Origin of the sequence: Pseudomonas sp. 43(2021) (assembly GCF_017490805.1) — a bacterium.
Taxonomy (GTDB): domain Bacteria; phylum Pseudomonadota; class Gammaproteobacteria; order Pseudomonadales; family Pseudomonadaceae; genus Aquipseudomonas.
Genome location: NZ_JAFGYJ010000012.1, coordinates 89,954 through 110,352, shown reverse-complemented (window position 1 = coordinate 110,352; position 20,399 = coordinate 89,954). Strand labels below are relative to the sequence as shown.

The 20,399-nt window shown below is 64.8% G+C and carries 14 protein-coding genes; 11 read left to right on the top strand and 3 right to left on the bottom strand.

Annotated elements, in window-relative coordinates; genetic code table 11:
• Positions 1-2: 2 nt before the first annotated feature.
• From tssJ to J5M71_RS12765, 10 genes are all read left to right on the top strand, one after another.
• Positions 3-725: a type VI secretion system lipoprotein TssJ gene (tssJ, locus tag J5M71_RS12810; protein WP_207832656.1), complete on the top strand. Its 723-nt coding sequence runs from the start codon at positions 3-5 to the stop codon at positions 723-725.
• A complete protein-coding gene (tssK, locus tag J5M71_RS12805) occupies positions 722-2,065 on the top strand; it encodes a type VI secretion system baseplate subunit TssK (RefSeq protein ID WP_207832654.1) in 1,344 nt (447 codons plus the stop codon). The genes tssJ and tssK overlap by 4 nt, the downstream gene beginning before the upstream one ends.
• Complete coding sequence (icmH, locus tag J5M71_RS12800) at positions 2,062-2,778, top strand: type IVB secretion system protein IcmH/DotU (RefSeq protein WP_207832653.1); 717 nt, start codon at positions 2,062-2,064, stop codon at positions 2,776-2,778. Before tssK ends, icmH begins: the two co-directional genes overlap by 4 nt.
• A gap of 30 nt (positions 2,779-2,808) precedes the next feature.
• Positions 2,809-6,612 carry a type VI secretion protein IcmF/TssM N-terminal domain-containing protein gene (locus J5M71_RS12795; protein WP_207832651.1) on the top strand — a complete coding sequence of 1,268 codons (3,804 nt, stop codon included), beginning with the start codon at positions 2,809-2,811 and terminating at the stop codon, positions 6,610-6,612.
• On the top strand, positions 6,609-7,517 hold the full coding sequence (gene tagF / locus J5M71_RS12790) for a type VI secretion system-associated protein TagF (protein WP_207832648.1): 909 nt from the start codon (positions 6,609-6,611) through the stop codon (positions 7,515-7,517). Before J5M71_RS12795 ends, tagF begins: the two co-directional genes overlap by 4 nt.
• On the top strand, positions 7,514-10,009 hold the full coding sequence (gene tssM / locus J5M71_RS12785) for a type VI secretion system membrane subunit TssM (protein WP_207832647.1): 2,496 nt from the start codon (positions 7,514-7,516) through the stop codon (positions 10,007-10,009). Before tagF ends, tssM begins: the two co-directional genes overlap by 4 nt.
• Positions 10,010-10,152: 143 nt before the next feature.
• A complete protein-coding gene (locus J5M71_RS12780) occupies positions 10,153-10,671 on the top strand; it encodes a type VI secretion system tube protein Hcp (protein WP_070091480.1) in 519 nt (172 codons plus the stop codon).
• 94 nt (positions 10,672-10,765) lie between these two features.
• On the top strand, positions 10,766-11,863 hold the full coding sequence (gene tssA, locus J5M71_RS12775) for a type VI secretion system protein TssA (protein WP_207832645.1): 1,098 nt from the start codon (positions 10,766-10,768) through the stop codon (positions 11,861-11,863).
• A gap of 170 nt (positions 11,864-12,033) precedes the next feature.
• Positions 12,034-14,550 (top strand): excinuclease ABC subunit UvrA, encoded by a 2,517-nt coding sequence (gene uvrA / locus J5M71_RS12770; RefSeq protein ID WP_207832643.1) that lies wholly within the window; start codon positions 12,034-12,036, stop codon positions 14,548-14,550.
• A gap of 192 nt (positions 14,551-14,742) precedes the next feature.
• A complete protein-coding gene (locus tag J5M71_RS12765) occupies positions 14,743-15,336 on the top strand; it encodes a hypothetical protein (protein WP_063914166.1) in 594 nt (197 codons plus the stop codon).
• A gap of 117 nt (positions 15,337-15,453) precedes the next feature.
• Here J5M71_RS12765 and J5M71_RS12760 read toward each other — a convergent pair whose 3' ends face one another.
• The gene (locus J5M71_RS12760; protein WP_207832641.1) at positions 15,454-16,329 is read right to left on the bottom strand and encodes an AEC family transporter; all 876 of its coding nucleotides are present in this window, start codon (positions 16,327-16,329) and stop codon (positions 15,454-15,456) included.
• Between the two features lie 260 nt (positions 16,330-16,589).
• On the opposite strand from J5M71_RS12760, the gene J5M71_RS12755 reads away from it, so the two are divergent.
• Positions 16,590-17,894 carry an MFS transporter gene (locus tag J5M71_RS12755; protein WP_207832639.1) on the top strand — a complete coding sequence of 435 codons (1,305 nt, stop codon included), beginning with the start codon at positions 16,590-16,592 and terminating at the stop codon, positions 17,892-17,894.
• Between the two features lie 197 nt (positions 17,895-18,091).
• Here the strand turns inward: J5M71_RS12755 and J5M71_RS12750 are convergent, their stop codons facing one another.
• Together J5M71_RS12750 and J5M71_RS12745 are read right to left on the bottom strand one after the other, a co-directional pair.
• Positions 18,092-19,054, bottom strand: coding sequence for a D-glycerate dehydrogenase (locus J5M71_RS12750; RefSeq protein WP_207832637.1), 963 nt, complete (start codon positions 19,052-19,054; stop codon positions 18,092-18,094).
• Positions 19,055-19,066: 12 nt separating this feature from the next.
• Complete coding sequence (locus J5M71_RS12745; RefSeq protein WP_207832635.1) at positions 19,067-20,359, bottom strand: MFS transporter; 1,293 nt, start codon at positions 20,357-20,359, stop codon at positions 19,067-19,069.
• Positions 20,360-20,399: the final 40 nt, after the last annotated feature.

The following is a 20,399-nucleotide window of genomic DNA, read 5'->3' as shown; positions in this document are numbered from 1 at the left end:
TCATGCAACACAAGCACACCACCCTCAAACGCCTGACCGCAGCTGCCCTGTTAGTGGCGCTGGCCGGCTGCGGGGTCACCGACCGTATCGGCAAGCGCATGGAAGACAGCTGGGCGGCCGACATGCTGGCCGACAGCGAAAAGGTCATCCTGACCTCCGACGGCGGCAACCAGCTCAACCCCGATGCCGAGGGCAAGCCGCTGTCGGTGGTGATGCGCGTGTACCAGCTGACCGACCTCGAACGCTTCGCCGCGACCGATGCCGAGACCCTGTGGGACACCCCGGAAAAGGCCTTGGGCAACACCCTGGTGGAAGCCCGCGAAATCACCCTGCTGCCGGGCATCGGCCAGATCGACCAGTGGCCGCTGGCCAAGAGCGCGCGCTACGTCGGCGTGGCAGCGTTCTTCCGTGACGAACAGGACGCGCGCTGGAAAGTCGCCTTCGACGCCAACTCGCTGCGCAAGGACGGTATCTGGTTCTCCTCCGACGGCCTGCGGGTGCTGGTGGACAACACCGAAATCAGCGCCATGCGTGGCGTGGACGTACTGAACAAACCGCCGACCGCCGACCAGCTGGCAGCCGCGCAGAAGGCCGGGGACAACGCACCGACGCTCACCGACAAGGTGCAGGACGCCGTGCTCGACAAGGCCAGCGATGCCGCCGGCAAATCGGCGCAGAACGCCATGGATTCAACCTTCAACTCTTTAGTGGATAGCGTCAAATGAGCAAGCAGAGCCGGGTGATGTGGTCGGAAGGCATGTTCCTGCTGCCCCAGCACTTCCAGTACCAGGATGAGTTCCACCAGCACCAGCTGGCCGAGGCGACCCTGCGCACTACCCCGTTCCATTGGGGTGTGCAGGCACTGCAGGTGGATGAGGACGCCCTGGCCAGTGGTTCGCTGCAGCTCAAACGCCTGAAGCTGGTGTTCCCCGATGGCAGCCTGTACGACGCACCGCAGCACGACCCGCTGCCGGCTGCCCGCGATCTCAAGGACCTGCTCAAGGCCAACGACCTGAAGGTCTATGCCGCCTTGAAGCTGCCCGAGCCGTTTGGCCTGAACTACGTCGAGGACGGCCAGGAACACAAGGCCGCGCGGCGTTTCCGCAAGCAGTTCGATACCCTGCCCGACCTCAACGAGGGCGAGCTGGAAAACGAAATCACCAGCCTGCGTCTGAACGTGGTGCTGCTGGTGGACGGTGACAGCCTGGACGGCTACAGCCACTGCCCGCTGGCCAAGCTGACCCGCAACAGCATGGGTGGTTTCAATCTCGACCCGCATTTCGTCCACCCGACCCTGCACCTGGGCAGCCACGAGACCCTGGCCGGCATCGGCAAGCGCCTGCTCGGCGCCCTGCAGGCCAAGAGCAAGGCCCTGTCCGGCCGGCGCCGCGAGCGTGCCGACCAGATCGCCGAGTTCGGCTCCAGCGACGTTACCCTGTTCTGGCTGCTGAACACCGTCAACCGCGCACACCCGCAACTGGCCCATCTGCTGGCCCACCCGCGCCTGCACCCGGAACGCCTGTACCTGTTCCTTGCCGACCTGGCTGGTGGCCTGTTGACCTTCACCCTGGACACCCAGCTCAGCAACATCCCCGAGTACGACCACCACGACCCGGCCGCGTCGCTGGTCAAGCTCGACGAGATGATCCGGGTGATGCTCGACAACGTCGTGCCCAACCAGTGCATCGTCATCAACCTCACCCAGAACAAACCGTCGTACTGGCAGGGCCAGCTGCGCGACCCGCGCCTGACCGAGGCCGACTTCTATATCTCGGTACACGCCGACATGCCCGGCGCCAGCCTGCTGGAACTGGTGCCGCGGGCGTTCAAGGTCGGCTCGCCGGAAGACATCGAGGTGGTGGTCAACAGCGCCATGCCCGGCGTCACCCTCAACCATGCCGCACGGCTGCCCAATGCGATCCCGGTGCGCCTGGACAACCAGTATTTCGCCATCGAGCCGCACGGCCATGTCTACGAGCGAATGATGAATGCCCAGACCATCTGCTTCTACGCGCCCAGCGCCTTTACCAACCTCAAGCTTGAACTGATGGCGGTGCTCAAATGACCGAAGCCGTATTGCAACAGGGCGCCGTCGCGGCCGCCAACGACAAACCGACGCTCAAGGACCTGGTCCAGGACTTCATCAGCATGGCCCTGATCGTGCGTCGTGGCCGTCAGGTCACTTCGGTGCAGGCCTTCGAAGGGAGCGTGGAACGTTTCTTCGCCAACCTGGAGCGTGAAGCCCGCGCCGCCGACTACAGCGTCGAACAGGTCAAGGACACCCAGTACGCGCTGTGCGCCTTCCTCGACGAGAGCGTGCTGCGCGCTGGCGACAACCAACTGCGCCAGCACTTCGAACTGCAGCCACTGCAGTTCCGCTACTTCGGCGTGCACCTGGCTGGTGAAGGCTTCTTCGAGAAGGTCGATGCGCTGCGCGCCGACGTCAAGCAGAACATCGATGTGCTCGAGGTCTACCACCTGTGCCTGGCCCTGGGTTTCGAGGGCAAGTTCAGCCTCGGCCAGAAAGACCAGCTGCGCTACCTGGCCAATACCCTGGGCCAGGATATTGCCCGTTACCGCAAGGCGCCCAAAGCACTGTCACCGGACTGGGCGCTGCCCGATCAGGTGTCGCAGATGCTGCGCCATGAGGTGCCGCTGTGGGTGTACCTGGCGCTGATCGCGCTGGTCTGCGTCGCCGTGTACCTGACGCTGGACTGGTTGCTGGACAAGGACGTTGCCGCCCTTTCCGAACAAATCCGCCAGCTGTTCAGTGCCTGAGTGCACTTCAGGTAGCCGAGTCAGGAAGACATGAAAACATTACTGCGCCTTTTGAAGAACTTCTGGTTTCTCCTGCTGCTGCTGTGGCTGGCGAGCCTGTTGACCTGCTGGTTGGTCGCCCCGCTGCTGCCGTGGCTGCACCAGCACGTCCCCGAAGCGCTGGCGATCATAAGCGCCTGCTTCCTGCTGGTGATCGTGCTACGCCAGTACCAGCGCATTCGCGCCGAGCACAACCTGGAAAACCTGCTGCAGATCGAAGTGGATCGGTCGTGGAATGCCACCGGCGAGTTCCGTGACCAGCAGGTGCTGCGCGAGCGCCTCAAGCATGCCATCGCCATGCTGCGCACCGACCGCTCCGCCGGTGGCGGTGGCAAGGCGGCGCTGTCCGACCTGCCCTGGTACCTGGTGGTCGGCATGTCGGCGGCCGGCAAGACCTCGCTGCTGACCCATTCCGGCCTGTCGGCCAGCATTGCCACGGCCAACGACAGCGAGAGCGGCACCCAGCACTGCGACTGGTACTTCAGCCCCGACGCGGTGATGATCGACACCGCCGGCCGCTATCTGCGCGATGACCAGTCGGCCAGTGAGTTCTCGGCCTTCCTGCGCATGCTGCGCAAGCAGCGCGGCAAGGCGGCGATCAATGGCCTGGTAATGGTGGTCAGCCTGCCCGAGCTATTGGCGGCCAACGGCGATGAGCGCAATGCCCTAGCGGCCCAGTTGGTGGCGCGGGTAGAAGAGTACGCCGAGTGCCTCGATGCCAACCCGCCGGTCTACCTGATGCTGAGCAAGACCGACCAGTTGCCGGGCTTCAGCCAGGCCTTCGACGGCCTCGACCTGCACGAGCGCCAGCAGCCGCTGGGCATGACCTTCGGTCTGTCGGAAGTCCGCAACAACGGCCTGCACGCCGTGCTCCAGACCCGCCTGGGCAATCTGCAAAGCCACATTCGCCAGCATGTCGACGCGCAGGTGATCGCCCTCGGTGCCGAAGCCGACAGCACCCTGCTGAACTTCCCGCAGTACTTCGCCGCCCTCAGCGGTGTCCTCGAGCAGTTCCTCGAACACTTCACCCGCGGCCATCGCGGCGGTGCCCCGCTGCTGCTGCGCGGCCTGTACTTCACCAGTGCGCTGCAGACCGGACAGCAGCTGGGGCAGGTCTATGAGGACGTCATCGCCGACGAATTCGCCCTGCAAGCCGCGTACGATGAGCACGCCGAGAACGTCGGCAAGGCCGTGGGCAACCGCAGCTTCTTCATAACCGACACCTTCCGCCAAGTGATCTTCCCCGATCGCGACCTGACCCTGTACCAGTCGCGCCTGGGCCGCCAGGCCACTTTCAGCCCGCTGCTGCTTGGCCTTGCTGCCGCCACCGGGTTGCTGTTCATCGGTTGGCAGGCGCTGTCGTTCGCCAATAACCGCCAATGGCTGGACAGCCTGCGCGGGCAGTTGGCGCAAATCGAGCAGGCAGAAGACCGCGAGCAGCAACTGGCCGCAGGCAAGGGCCTGGAAGTACTGCGTGAACAGATGGCCAACGTCGAGGCCCATCGCCTGCAGGGTGTGCCACTGCAACTGGGTGGCGGCCTGTACCATGGCGAGGCAATCCACCAGGTGACTCGCAATGCCTATCTGGCGCAACTGCGCAGCCAGGCGCTGGAACCGATCGCCCGCAGCCTGCAGGTGCAGATGCGGGCGTTCAACACCTTCGCCAGCGGTATCAACCAGGAGTTGGAATTCACCCCAGCGCCGCTGCCGAAAAAACGCAATGGCAAGCCATTGGCCCCGGCCGTTGCGGCCAAGGCCCAAGCCGCGCTGGGCAACACCCGCGCCGGCGCCTATGCCGCCAAGGTCAACCTGGCCACCGCCAGTGATGCCGCCGAGCTGTCCGCCACCACCGGTGGCCTGTCACTGTCCGAAGAAATGCTCGGGCGCCTCGACGAGCAGCAGGTGGCCTCGATCATCGATGCCTACAACACCCTCAAGCTGTACCTGTTGCTGACCGAGCCCCAGGGCCATCCCGACCCGGCCTTCGTCGCTGCCAGCCTGCCCCAGGCCTGGGCCAGCGCCGCCGCCGAAGGCACCCCGGCCGACGCAGCCGTGATCGCGGAAAATGCCCCGCTGTACGTGCAGCTGCTGGAACAGGGCCAGGCGCCGTCGTTGCCGCGCAACGAACAGCTGATCAACGAAACCCGGCAGAACCTCAAGTCGTTCATGATCTCCAGCTCGCTGGTCGATCGCGAGTACCTGCGCCTGCAACTCGAATCGAGCCGCCAGTTCCCGGCGCTGAGCCTCAACGACCTGGTCCCACTACCTGGCCGCGCACTGCTGTACAGCTCCGCCGGCGTGCCGGCAATCTATACCCGCCAGGGCTGGGACACCTTCGTCAAACCCGAACTGATCAAGCTGGTGTCGGGCAACCTGCGCAACGAGTCGGACTGGGTGCTGGACGGCGAAGGCGGCGATGCCATCGTGCAGAAGGCCAACTTCGTGCGCGAGTTCATGACCCGCTACAAGCGCGACTACACCCAGGCCTGGTACAAGATGGTCAGCAGCGTGGGTGTGCGCCACTTCGCCGACCTGGCCTCGGCCACCCAGCAGCTGGGGCTGCTCAGCGACGTGCAGAATTCGCCGGTGAAGAACCTGCTGGCGGCAGTCAATGACAACACCCAGTGGGACCTGCCGGTCAAGCACGCCATCCCGGCCCCCGGTAGCACCCGCGATGACGGCTTCTGGAGCAAGGTCAGCGGCCTGCTCGACACCAAGGACGCCCTGCCCGCCAACGTCGCACCGGCCCTGCCGGCGGTGGACGACGGCAGCCTGGCCAAGCGCTTCGAGCCGGTGGCGCGGGTATTTGCCGAAAACAACGCCGAAGGCGCCGACAGCACCATCATGGACCGCTACCTGGCCGCCTTGCGCAAGCTCAAGGTGCGCATGAACAACATCCAGCGTTCGCAGGATGTGGGCAAGAGCAGCAAGCAGCTGATCAGCGAGACCCTGGAAGGCCAGCCGAGCGAAGTCACCACCGTGCGCAACTACGTGGAAAGCAGCGTCGACACCAGCCAGGACAGCCTGTCGCGCGCGTTGCAGGGGCTGTTCAGCCTGCCTATCCAGTATGCCTGGGCAACCCTGCGCGACCCGGCTGGCCAGCAGATAGCCAAGGCCTGGGCGCAGCAGATCGCCAAGCCTTGGGAACAGGTCATGGCACACCGTTACCCGATTGCCGGCAGCAGCCGCAACGAGGCGTCGGTGAAAGACCTGCAGCGCTTCGTCGACCCTGACAGCGGCTTGCTCCCTGCCTTCAAGCGCAACGAAATCGGCAACCTGGCCGGTGGTGAAGGCCTGGGTGTGGGCGATGGCAAGGGGCCGGCGCTGGTCAACCCCGGCATGCTCAACAGCATCGACAAGGCCAGCTCCGTGGGCCAGGTGATCGCCAGCCTGTCGGACCGTGACAACGGCTTCGAAATCATGCTGGAGCCTTCAGCCAACTTCACCGACATCGTGTTCACCCTCGATGGCCAGGAGCAGCACTACCGCAACGGCCGCAGCAGCTGGAACCGCTTCGCCTGGCCGGGCACCAGCAACGCCCCCGGCGCCCGCCTGGACGTGGTCACCCTGAGTGGCGCGCGGGTCACGGTGTTCGACTTCCCGGGGCGCTGGGGCCTGCTGCGCATGAACGAAAGTGCCCGCGTCGACGACCTGGACGGCATTCAGCAGCGCTTCAGCTGGAATACCGCCAATGGCCGGGTGAGCCTCGTAGTGCGCAACTTCGGTGGGGTGAAACTGACCGACCTGGGTGACGTCAAGGCCCTGAGTGCCCTCAACGACAGGGGCGCCCAATGATCGGTTGCTTCGGCAAGCTGCCGTCGAGCGCAGACTTCGTCAGCCTGCATGGCGCGGCGGAGGAAGTTTGCGAGTTCGACGCCTGGCTGCAGTCCGCGCTGGCGGCGATGCGCCACCGCGAGGACTGGCAGGCGTTGTTCGACTCACTGCCGATGTGCTTCTTCAATTACCGCGCACGCAATGGCAACTGGCTGCTGGGCGGCCTGTTGAGCTCGCGCGATGCCAGCCAGCGGCGCTACCCGTTTTTCATCTTCCAGCTGCTCAAGGGCGAGGAAGGTGCGGCGCTGGCGAACCCGTTCACCCTCGCCGAGCTGTTCAGCACGCAGATCAAGCCGTTGCTGCACCAGGCTGTGCAAGGGGCCGACTGCGCCAACCTGTTCGAACGGATCAAGGCGCTGCGCCCATTACAGCCCCAGGACCTGGACCTGTTCCGCAGGGTACATGCCAAGTTCCTACATGACTTCAGCTTCAGCGATATCGCCCGTGCCCTGCACGGTTCCTGGCCCGGCTTCGACAGTGCCACTGCGCTGGCAGGGCTGCAGGCAAGCCGGGCCGTGCTGCACGGCGACTTCGAGGGTGGTATCGAGTTGCCGTTGCCGGCCGAACGCGGCCTGAAAAACCCCACGGCCGACCTCTGGCTGACCTGGCTGGCCCGCATGAGCCGACACCCCGGCGTGCCGGCGGTGAGCCTGCTGGCCGACGACTTCATGCTCCCCCGGCTGTACTGCTTCCCGTCGCGCCACGCCAACTGTGCCTACCGCCTGCTCAGTGGCTGCGCCGACGCACGCCAGCACCTGGAGTTGCTCAGCCCGCTGGCCGTGGCGCCATGGCAGCACGATTACGACCGCCCTCTTGAACACGTCATCGACCAGTTCGTCGATGCGCTGGATGCGACGCCTGTATGAACAAGATCAAGTACTACTGCCTGCGCTACCAACCCTACCTGCTGGGAGTGGCGTTCTTCCTGGCGATCTTCCTGGTCTGGGCCATCGGTTGCGCCCTGGGCTTTGCCTCGCTGCATAGCCTGCTGGCCGGCATCGGTGTGTTTTTGCTGCTGTCGGCGGGCTATGTACTGCTGCTGTACCGCGGCGCCGGCCAGCACCACAACCTCGAAGGCCTGCTGCGCGACGACGCCGACCAGGCGGTTCTCAACGCCACCCCGGCAGACCGTGAAGAAGTCAGCCTGCTGCGCGAGCGCCTGCTGCAGAGCATCGAGCGCCTGCACAGCAACAAGCCACGCGGCACCTCGGCCAAGGATGCGCTTTACGCCCTGCCCTGGTACCTGGTGATCGGCCAGCCGGCTGCAGGCAAGAGCACCATGATCCTGCAGTCGGGCCTGAACTTCCCCTATGCCGAGCGCGAAGGCGCACGGGTGGCGGGCCTTGGCGGCACACGCAACTGCGACTGGTTCTTCAGCTCCGAAGCGGTGCTGCTGGACACCGCCGGGCGCTACATGAACAGCCCCGAAGAAGCCGGCAAGTGGCGCGGCTTCCTGCAACTGCTTCGCCAGCATCGCCAACGCCGCCCGCTCAACGGCTTGATCGTCAGCGTCAGCATTGCCGACATCCTGCATGGTTCGGCCGAGGACCAGGAGCGCGTGGCCAAGCGCCTGCGCGAACGCATCCAGGAAAGCTGCGCGCTGCTGGAAGTGCGTCTGCCGATCTACCTGGTGTTCACCAAGTGTGACCTGATCCCCGGTTTCACCCCGTTCTATCGCCAGCTGGACGACGCCGCGCGTGGTGAAGTGTTGGGCAAGACCTTCTCGCACAAGGGTTACGAGCAGGCCGACTGGGGCCAGCGCTTCGGCAAGGCAATGGACGAGCTGACCGGTTACTGGCAGCACGTGGCGAGCCAGCAACTGGTGCAGCAGGACATTCAGGTCACCCGACAAAACAATGCTGCCTACCGTTTCCCGCTGGAGCTGGCCGCGCTCAAGCCGCGCCTGCAACAGTTCGTCGACAGCCTGTTGCGTGCCAACCCCTACCAGAATGCCGAAATGCTGCGCGGGTTCTATTTCACCGCCGCGCTGCAGGCTGACGAAGCCCAGTGGGGCAGCCATGGCCAGCATGTGGCCGAACGCTTCGCCCTAGAGCACGCCGAAGGAACTGCCACGGCCGGCAGCCAGCCGGCACCGCTGTTCATCAACAGCCTGTTCCGCAAGGTGATCATCCCCGACCAGCACCTGGTGGCGCTGTACACCAGCAACCAGCGGGAGCGCCGACGCAAGGCTGGCTGGATTGGCGCTGCAGGCCTCGCAGGGTTGGTGCTGTGCAGCCTGTGGGGCTGGTCGTACCTGAACAACCGCGCCACCCTGGCCAGCATTGCCGGCGAACTGGCCCAGGCCAAGGCCGACGACCAGGCTGCCAGCGGCCAGTACACTGCCTGGCGCAGCCTTGACCGGTTGCGCTTCTGGGCCGCGCACTACTATCAGCAACACCACGAGCAAGGCGTGCCGCTCGGCATGCGCCTGGGCCTGTACCAGGGCCATGAGGTCGAGCCGCTGCTGCGCAGCCGTTACTTCGCCACGCTGCAGAACGTGATGCTCAAGCCCACGGCCGACAACCTGACCCGCACCCTGTACCTGTTGACCACCCTCAAGGTCTACCAGCGCAACACCCGCGAGCTGCAACCGGTGAGCGGCGTCGATAGCGTCGAGGCCGAGGCACTGCCACATGACAACCGCGCGCAGTCGATCGCCGACTTCGGCAAGGCGGCCCTGGACACCTACGTGATGCTCTCGCCCGCCCGCCGCGAGAGCGCCGACCCGGCGTTGCTCAAGGCGCGCCTGCCGGACTACTGGTACCCGGCCATCGCCCGCCACACCGGCAAGAGCATGGCCGCCGCCGCCAGCGAGGCCGGCGGCAACCAGGACTACCTGTACGCCAGCCGCCAGATCACCTTCTATAGCGACCAGATCCGTGAACCGGATGTGCCACGTATTCTCGACAACGCCTTCCTGATGTCCAGTTCGCGCAATTACATCGACAGCCTGCGCGCCCAGTCGCTGCGTTCGATCGAGACGATCACGCTGGAGTCCGACACCCTGTTCGCCTTTGGCCGTGCAGACTTCCAAAGCCTGAAGAGCGAAGGCCAGAGCCAGCTGAGCGCGATCGCCAGCAAACTGCTGAACACCCCCAACATCGGCAAGATCATCATTTCCGGCCATGCCGACCAGCTCGGTGACAGCCAAGGCAACCTGCAAGTTTCGAAACAACGGGCACAGACCATTCGCACTTATCTGGTCGGCAAGGGCGTACCCGCCGAACTGGTGGTCGCCCAAGGCGAAGGCAGCCGCAAGCCGCTGGTCAACTGCGACCTGCAGCAGCCACGGGCGCAACTGATCAAGTGCCTGGAGCCCAACCGCCGGGTGGAAATCGAAGTCCGCGGGCTCAACTGAGGCCCGCTGCAAGAACCGGCCACCCAGGCCTCACAGGAGGAGGCCCGGGTGGCGGAAAGCTACCTCTGCCGAGGTATTCGGCGAGGTCAAAACCAAGGGGCGCATGAGCAACCCTTTAAATGTTGTTAATGGAGAGTTTCACAATGGCATTTGACGCGTATATCCAAATCGACGGCATCCCGGGCGAAGTACTGGATGCAAAGCACAAGGACTGGATCGAAGTGCTGGGCTACGAGTACGGCGCCACCCAGGCCACCTCGGCTACCGCCAGCTCCTCGGGCGGTGCGTCGTCCGAGCGTGTTGCCCTGAGCGACTTCAAGATCCGCAAGGCGGTCGACAAGGCTTCGGCCAAGCTGTTCGAACACTGCTGCACCGGCAAGCACATCGCCAAGCTGAAGCTGAACGTGAACCGCGCCGGTGGTGACAAGGTCACCTACCTGACCATCGACATGGAAGAAGTCGTGGTGTCCTCGGTGCGCTTCGTCGCCGGTGGCAACCAGGGTGGTGAAGACAAGGCTGTGAGCGACCTGCCGATCGAAGAAATCAGCTTCAACTTCGCCCGTATCAAGACCACCTACACCCAGCAGAACCGCACCGACGGCCAGGCTGGCGGCAACATCGTCGGTGGCTGGGACCGCACCGCGAACAAAGTGTTTGCCTGATAACCAGTGTGCCCGGGGGCCGCTACGGCGGCCCACATCCCACAGCGTGCCAGGTGATCTGGCACGCTGTTCATCCGCCTGACCAGAGTGTTTTATGCCTGAAATCCTCAATGACCTCTCGCAGGCCATGCTGGCCGCACCTATCGCGGGTGGCAGTGGCGAAGACTTGAGCTTCTCTGCCTTGTTCGACCAGATCAAGGAGGCGCGCCGGGCGGACCCTGACTACCTGACCCAGGGCGACTGGCAAACCGACTTGAAGACCGCCGACTGGGAGCAGGTGATCGACCTGTCGGCCCAGGGGCTGGCGCAGCAAAGCAAAGACTTGATGCTGGTAGCCTGGCTCAGCGAAGGGCTGGCCCAGCGAGAACATTTCGAAGGCATTACCTTTGGCCTCCAGCTGACCGAACAGATCCTGGAAGCATTCTGGGACACCCTGTATCCAACGCTCGAAGACGGCCTGGACGAACGCGCCGCCCGGCTTTCCTGGCTCAAGACCACGCTCACCGACATCGCCGGTGGCTTGCCCATTACCCAAGGGCAGAATTTTGGCGTGTTGCGCTATGACGAATCACGCCACGTAGAAAACCTCGCCTTGCAGAACCCCAAGGCGATGCAGGCCGCGCTGAACGAAGGCAAGATCAACGCCGAGATCTTCCAGCGTTCGGTGGCGCTTAGCGACACCGAACACCTGCGCGCCAAGGCCCTGCAGATCGGTGCCAGCCTGCAGGCCTGCAAACGCCTGCAAGCCAGTGCCGACCGCCTGTTCGGCCATGAGGCGCCCAGCTTTGCCAGCCTCGCCGACATTCTGTCGCGCGCCAGCCAGTTGGCGGAGAAGCTGCTCAAGGACCGCGGCGTCGAACTGCACCCTGCAGCCGTGGCGGTTGCAGAACCCGAAGCCACCGTTGCCCCCGCCAGCGAAGCAGGTGAACCGATGAACACGCCCGTCCAGGCCACCGCGCCTGCGCCCATGCGCACTACCCCACTGACCCGCGACGAGGCGTTCACCATGCTTGCGGGCATCGCCCAGTTCTTCAAGCAGAGCGAACCGCAAAGCCCGGTGCCTTACCTGATCGAACGCGCCATCAAGTGGGGCAACATGCCGCTGGAAGGCTGGCTGAGCGATGTGATCAAGGACAGCAACGTGGTGGACAACATTCGCGATGTACTGGGTACCCGCGAGCCAAGGTCCTGATGCTGTATCGGCCACACCGGCCTCTTCGCGGGCATGCCCGCTCCCACAGGGACCGCCTACAACCTGGACACTGCGCATGCCTGTGGGAGCAGGCATGCCCACGAAGAGGCCAGTACAGCCACCGCAAATACTGCTAACGTGAGTGCTCTCAACCGCCAAGGACCGCTCAGATGCCGCCACGTTCACCCGCCCCCACCGGCTTCATCCGCGTCCGTGGCGCCCGCGAGCACAACCTGAAGAACATCGATGTCGATATCCCCCGTGACGCACTTGTGGTGTTCACCGGCGTGTCCGGCTCGGGCAAGTCCTCGCTGGCCTTCTCGACGCTGTATGCCGAAGCCCAGCGCCGTTACTTCGAATCGGTCGCGCCCTATGCCCGGCGCCTGATCGACCAGGTCGGCGTGCCGGATGTCGACGCCATCGAAGGCCTGCCACCGGCCGTGGCCCTGCAGCAGCAACGCGGCACACCGAGTGCACGTTCCTCGGTGGGCAGCGTGACCACCCTGTCCAGTTCGATCCGCATGCTCTATTCCCGCGCCGGCCACTACCCGGCCGGCCAGGCGATGCTGTATGCCGAGGACTTCTCGCCCAACACGCCGCAGGGCGCCTGCCCGGAATGCCATGGCATGGGCCGGGTCTACGAAGTGAGCGAAGCGACCATGGTCCCCGACCCGTCGCTGACCATCCGCGAGCGCGCCGTAGCCGCGTGGCCCATGGCCTGGCAGGGGCAGAACCTGCGCGACATCCTGGTGACCCTAGGCTATGACGTCGATATCCCCTGGCGCGACCTGCCACAGGCGCAGCGCGACTGGATCCTGTTCACCGAAGAAACACCCACTGCACCGGTGTATGCCGGGCTGACCCCGGCGCAGACCCGCGCCGCCCTCAAGCGCAAGCAGGAGCCCAGCTACCAGGGCACGTTCATGGGTGCCCGGCGTTACGTCCTGCACACCTTCATGCACTCGCAGAGCGCGCAGATGCGCAAGCGCGTGGCCCGGTTCATGCGCCCCAGCCCCTGCCCGCTGTGCCAGGGCAAGCGCCTGAAGCGCGAAGCGCTGGGGGTGACCTTCGCCGGCCTGGATATCGCCGAGCTGTCGCACCTGTCGCTGCAGGCGCTGGCCGAGGTGTTCCGCAAAGTGGCGGCAGCAGACTACCTGGCACAACAGCAGGACGACCTGACCCTGGAAAAGCGCCTGGCGGCGCAACGCATCGCCAACGAACTGCTCGAACGCATCGACACCCTGCTCGACCTGGGCCTGGGCTACCTGGCCCTGGAGCGCAGCACCCCGACCCTGTCCTCTGGCGAACTACAGCGCCTGCGCCTGGCCACTCAGCTGAACTCGCAACTGTTCGGCGTGATCTACGTGCTCGACGAGCCGTCTGCCGGTTTGCACCCGGCCGACAGCGAAGCCCTGTTCGACGCGCTGCAGCGCCTGAAGCAGGCTGGCAACTCGGTGTATGTGGTGGAACACGACCTGGACACCATGCGGCGCGCCGACTGGCTGGTGGATGTAGGGCCTGCTGCTGGCGAACATGGCGGCACCATCCTCTACAGCGGGCCACCTAAGGGCCTGGCCCAGGTCGAGCAGTCATGCACCCGGGCCTACCTGTTCAATACGGCGGCACAGGCCACACGCACGCCACGCCAGGCCCACGACTGGCTGAAGCTCGAAGGCATCTGCCGCAACAACCTGGACAACCTCAGCGCCGAGTTCCCGCTGGGCTGCTTCACCGCCGTGACCGGTGTTTCCGGCTCGGGCAAGTCGAGCCTGGTCAGCCAGGCCCTGCTGGAGCTGGTGGGTGCGCACCTGGGCCATGCCGAGCAGCGCAACGAGCCCGAAGAGCAGAGCCTGGAAGATGAACCCGAACAGGCCAGCAGCGGGCATGTAAGCGCGGGCCTTGGCAGCATCAGGCGCCTGGTGCAGGTCGACCAGAAGCCGATCGGCCGCACGCCCCGCTCCAACCTGGCCACCTACACCGGCCTGTTCGACCACGTGCGCAAGCTGTTCGCCGCCACCGAACAGGCCAAGGCACAAGGCTTCGATGCCGGGCGTTTTTCCTTCAACGTTGCCAAGGGCCGCTGTGAGAACTGCGAAGGCGAAGGCTTCGTCAGCGTCGAGTTGCTGTTCATGCCCAGCGTCTATGCGCCCTGCCCGACCTGCCATGGCGCCCGTTACAACCCGCAAACCCTGGCGGTGAGCTGGCAAGGCATGAACATTGCGCAGGTGCTGCAGCTGACCGTCGACCAGGCCCTGCAGGTGTTCGCCGAACAGCCAGCGGCGCGGCGTTGCCTGCAAGTGTTGCAGGACATCGGCCTGGGCTATCTGCGCCTGGGCCAGCCGGCCACCGAACTGTCCGGCGGCGAGGCGCAGCGCATCAAGCTGGCCACCGAGCTGCAACGCATGGCCCGTGGGGCGACGTTGTATGTACTGGACGAACCTACCAACGGCTTGCACCCGCAGGACATCGACCGGCTGCTGGTGCAGCTCAACCGCCTGGTCGATGGCGGGCACAGCGTGGTGGTGGTCGAGCATGACATGCGGGTGGTGGCGCAGAGCGACTGGGTGATCGACATCGGGCCGGGGGCCGGGGATGCCGGGGGGCAGGTGGTGGTCAGCGGCACGCCGCAAGTGGTGGCCGGATGTGCTGAAAGCCGCACTGCGGCGTTTCTGACCAAGGCCTTGTAGCGCCTGCACCGGCCTCTTCGCGGGTACTCACAGCTTGCAAGGTCTGTGGTGAACCTGTGGGAGCGGGTTTACCCGCGAAGAGGCCACCGCAGCACATGCCGAGATGCCGTCTTGCCACGATTGCGCCGCTCTAGTCCGTAGGTTCTAATCGCGCACGACCCGTTTGCCTTTGTCACTCAAGGAAGTGTCACCATGTACAGGAAGATCCTGCCGCTGGCGCTGTTGGCACCCCTGGCCGGTTGCTCGAACAGCGAGGACACCAGCGAGGCCAGTTTCCACAAGGCTGCCCAGGCCTACCTCGATACCCAATACCCGCACTGCTTCGTCATCAGCTCATTCCCCACCAAAACCCAGGACTTCGACCTCCATGGCACCAACAAGGCGTTGCATGCCCTGGCCCAGGTAGGCGTGGTCAGCGAAAAGGAGATCTCGCGCACCGAGGTGCCCGCCCGCCTGTGGCAAGCGGCACGCACGGACATCTACTACGCCTACGACCTCACCGACGAAGGCCGCAAGTATTACAAGGCGGATAACGGGCTGTGCTTCGGCAAGGCGCAAGTCACGGCCATCGAGCATTTCAGTGAGCCGAGCGAAGCGACCGGGCAGAAGATGTCGCGTGTGACCTATGCCTACAAGATCACCGGGCTGCCGGCTTGGGCTGCCAATGAAGAAGTGAAGGCCAGCGTTGAAGAACTGGGCAAGGCGGTGGCCAGCAATGAAATGCCGCTCAAGGACACCCGGGAAATGGTGCTGACCAGCCAGGGTTGGCGGTTGCACGACAAATAGCCGTTTGCTGTACCGGCCTTTTCGCGGGCTTGCCCGCTCCCACAGGTGCACCACTGGCCTTGAGACCTGCGCTGTACCTGTGGGAGCGGGTTTACCCGCGAAAGGGCCGGTACAGCCTTACATCCACCAGGCCAGCACCACCGGCAACCAGGCAAACGACAGCACCGTGGAACACATCACCAGGTTCGCCACCTGCTCCGGTTCGCGGTTGGCGCGCACTGCCATCAGGTAGTTGAACACCGCCACCGGCATCGCCGACTGCACCACCAGCACCGCGCGCTCCAGGCTGGCCATGCCCAACGCGGCGCCTACTGCCCAGCCCACGGCAGCCCCCAGGCCAATGCGCAAACCGCCCAGCAGCATGCCGCTGCCCACATGGCGCAGGCGAATGCTGGCCAGCGAAACGCCCAGTGTCAGCAACATCAGCGGGATGGTCATGCCGCCCAGCAGGCCTACCGTATTGGCCAGCCAGCGCGGTAATTCGAAATCGAGAAAGATGATCGGCATGGCGCCGGCCAGGCTGATCACGATGGGGTTGCGCAACAGTGCCTTGAATGAAGCCGCAGTACCGGAGATGGCCATGCCAAGGGTGAACTGCACGATCGACAGGGTCAGGAAGAACGCCACGGCCAGGGCCAGGCCGTGTTCTCCAAAGGCATACAGGCTGATCGGCAGGCCCATGTTGCCGGTATTGGGGAACATGAACGCCGGCAACAGCACCCGCCAGTGCCGGCCTGAAGCGCGACACACCAGCAAGCCGGCCAGGGCCATGCCCAGGGTGCACAGCAGGCAGGCCATGGCCATGCTGGTGAAGGCGTTCGGGTCCAGTTCGGTGCGGCTGAGCGTGGACAGCACCAACGACGGGGTGCCAACGGTCATCACCACCCGGGCGATGAATTCGGTGGGGTATTCCAGGCCCTTGCGGGCCCAGGCATAGCCGATGCCAGCGACGATGAAAACCGGGGCCAGGACGGCGAACAGTGACGCGAACATAGGGGCCTTCCTTGGGGGTGGGCCCAGCATTATGCCGCAGACTGCGGCGTCTCGTCGCACACCCAGGGCTCTTGGGCAAAACCGCTGAAGCCCGTAGAATCGCGCTTCCTTTTCGCCTGTCGCCTTGAACGGTGGCAACCGGCAGCAATGACAGTCGCATCCCGCCCAGGCACTCCGTGCAGCCCCTCGGCCCCGTTCGGGTCGAGCCGGTGTGCGCGTCCGAAAAGGCGCTCATTCCGCTCATCCAACTAGAGGTACATATGTCTCCGCGTTTGCTGGCCATGGCGCTGGCGCCCCTGCTCGGGCTGTTCATCATTGCCCTGGGCAACGGCTTCATGTCTTCCCTTACCACCTTGCGCCTGGGCACTGCAGGTGAGTCAGCCACTACCATCGGTGTCGTTTCCTCGACCTACTTCATTGGCCTGACCCTGGGTGCCATCTTCAACGACCGGCTTATCCTGCGCATCGGCCATATCCGCGCCTACACCAGTTTCGCCTCGCTGATTGGCGTGACCATCCTGCTGCAAGGCCTGTTCTACGACGTCACCTGGTGGTCTGTGCTGCGCCTGATCAACGGCTGGGCGGCGGTGGGCGTGTTCCTGGTGATCGAAAGCTGGCTGCTGCTGGCCGGTGACGCCAAGATCCGCGGCCGCCTGCTGGCGCTGTACATGATCGCCTTCTACGGCGCCGGGGTAATCGCCCAGGCCGGCCTTGGCGAAATCACCCACATGGGTGACACCGCACCGTTCATGCTGGCCGGCGTACTCGCCGCCCTGTCGGTGCTGCCCATCGTGATCCTGCCGCGGGTGTCACCGCTGCTGGACCAGGTCGAACCGCTCAAGCCGCGCCAATTGCTGGGCGTGGCACCGTCGGGGCTGGTCGGCTGCTTCGGTTCGGGTGTGGCCATTGCCGGGATCTATGCCCTGCTGCCGCTGTACCTGCAGCGCATTGGCCTGGATGTGGGTGAAGTCGGCAACATGATGGCCTGGGTCATTCTGGGTGCCATGCTGCTGCAGTACCCGGTCGGGCGCTGGTCCGACCGCAAGGACCGCCAGGATGTGCTGATCGCCCTGGCCGCGCTGTGCGTGCTGCTGTCGCTGGTCACGGTATTCCTGCCGTCGGACTCGATCCTGCTGCCGGCCATGCTGTTCCTGCTCGGCGGTGGTGTGTTCACCCTGTACCCGGTGGCGGTCAGCCATGCGGCCGACCGGGCGCCGTCCGATGCGCTGGTGCCGATGATCCAGGGCCTGCTGCTGATCAACTCGCTGGGTTCGGCCATGGCGCCGGTGGCGATTTCGCCGATGATGACCGAGTTTGGCGAGGCCGGGTTGTTCTGGGCCTTTGCCGTGGTCAACCTGGCCATGGTGTGCTTCTTCATGTGGCGCCGAGGCAAGCGCCCGGCGGCAGAGCACCCGGCCCCGTTCACCGCTTCGACCACCTTCTCGCCGACCGGTGCCGAGCTGCGGGTGACCGAAGACCTGATGCATGCGGCGCAGGAGCATCCGCCGCTGGAGCCGGTGGAGAGCGCAGCGCCAGCGCAGGCGCAGCGTTCAGAATCGCATTGACTTCGGGGGCTGCCTTGCAGCCCTTTCGCGACACAAGGCCGCTCCCAAAGAACTGCACATGACTCAATGAGTTAGCAGGGACCCTGTGGGAGCGGGCGCGCCCGCGAACACCGGCGTAGCCGGTGCCATCCACCGCGTCGCCTGCTTCGCGGGCATGCCCGCTCCCACAGGGGCCGCGCCGGCTTTTGGATCTGGCGCTAGCCATTCACCAGGTTCGCCGGGCGCTCGCCGGCCAACGCAGTGAGCAGGTTGTCCACTGCGCAGCGCGCCATGGCCTGGCGGGTTTCCTCGGTCGCCGAGCCGATATGCGGGGTCGCCACCACGTTGTCGAGTTGCAACAACGGCGACTGCGCCGGCAACGGTTCCTGCACGAACACATCCAGGCCGGCGCCGCGTATGCGCCGGGCACGCAACGCTTCGATCAGTGCCGGCTCATCCACCACGCGCCCGCGGGAAATGTTCACCAGGATGGCCTCTGGCTTCATCAGCGCCAGTTCCCGCGCGCCGATCAGGCCTTCGGTGCTGGCACTCAGCGGCACGGTCAGGCAAACGAAATCCGCCTGCTGCAACAGTTCATCCAGGCTGCATTGACGCGCGCCATAGCGCGCTTCCACATCAGGCTTGGCACGCTGACTGTGATACAGCACCCGCATGCCGAAGCCAGCCGCGGCGCGCCGGGCCAGGGCCTCGCCGATGCGGCCCATGCCGACGATGCCCAGTGTCTTGCCATGCACATCGCTGCCGAAATGCGCCGGACCAAGGTTGGCCTGCCAGTGACCTTCTCGCACCCAGCTCGCCAGTTCCACCACCCGCCGGGCAGTGGCCAGAATCAAGGCAAAGCCCGTGTCGGCGGTGGTTTCGGTCAGCACGTCGGGCGTGTTGGTCAACATCACGCCGCGCCGGCTGAGTTCGGCGATGTCGTAGTTGTCCACGCCGACCGAAACGCTGGACACCACTTCAAGTTGTGGCGCCAGGTCGAGCAGGCTGGCGTCCAGGCGCAGGCTAGCCCCCAGCAGCCCGTGTGCACCCGGCAAGGCGTCGCGCAGACGCGCCAGGCCATCGGGCTGGGTCGTATCCACCCAGGTCACCTCGACGTGCTCTTGCAGGCGTGCCATCAAGTCGTCGGACAGGCGTTTGTACAGGACGATTCGCTTCTTCATTGCAAAGATTTCCTAATGGTTCATGGCCAGACGCGAGCTGCCGCGCTTGGCCCGGCCAGGCGTCTGGGTAGTATTGAGTGCGGCGGTAAGCACCACTGCAGTCAGCAGCGCACCGCACATGAACAGGTAAGAGGCACCGGGCCCACCCGTGGCGCCATTGAGGTAGCCCACCAGCCACGAACCGCCGAACGAGCCCAGCGCGCCCATGCTGTTGATCAGCGCCATGGCACCACCCGCGACGTTGGCCGGCAGGATCTCGGGCACGATCGCGAAGAACGGGCCATAGGGTGCGTACATGCAGGCGCCGGCGACCACCAGTAACGCGTACGACAGCCAGAAGTGCTCGCTGCCCAGGGCGTACGAGCCATAGAACGCCACGGCGGCGATCAGCAGTGGCGGCCAGACGAAGCGCTTGCGCTTCTGCAGGCGGTCGGACGCCCACGACACGCCGACCATGGCCAGCACCGCCACCAGGTAAGGTACCGACGACAGCCAGCCGGCCTGCACGATATCGAGGTTCGCCGCCTGCTTGAGGATCGACGGCAACCACAGCACGAAGCCATACACACCGATGCTCCAGCAGAAGTACTGCAGCGCGAGGATGATCACCTGCGGCGAGCGGAACGCCTCACGGTAGTTCTTCACCGGCTTGATGCCTTGCTGCTCGGCGGCCAGCGCCTGCTCCAGGTCGGCCTTCTCCTGCTCGCTCAGCCAGTTCACCTGGGCCGGGCGGTCATCCACAAGGCGCCACCAGAAGAACGCCCAGATCACCGCTGGCAGGCCTTCGATGATGAACATCCAGCGCCAGTCGTAATGCTTGACGAGGTAGCCCGACACCACCGACATCCACAGGATGGTCACCGGGTTGCCGAGGATCAGGAAGGTATTGGCGCGCGAACGTTCGGCACGGGTGAACCAGTGGCACAGGTACACCAGCATCGCCGGCATCACTGCCGCCTCCACCACCCCAAGCAGGAAGCGGATGCCGATCAGCATGTAGACGTTGCTGACCACGCCGGTAAGCGTGGCAAGGCCCCCCCAGAGGATCAGGCAGACAAAGATCAGCTTCTTCACACTGCGCTTTTCGGCGTAGATGGCGCCAGGCACCTGGAAGAAGAAGTAACCGAGGAAGAACAGTGCTCCCAGCAGCGAAGACAATGCGGGGGTGATATGCAGGTCTTCAGCCATGCCGGACGCGGCGGCGAAACCGTAGTTGGCACGGTCCAGATACGCCAGGCTATAGGTGAAGAACACGATCGGGATGATGTACCACCAGCGGCGAGGTGCCAGGCTTTGGCTTTGCATGGTTCGTTTCTCCTGAGCTTGTTGTTTTTGTTGCAACAGG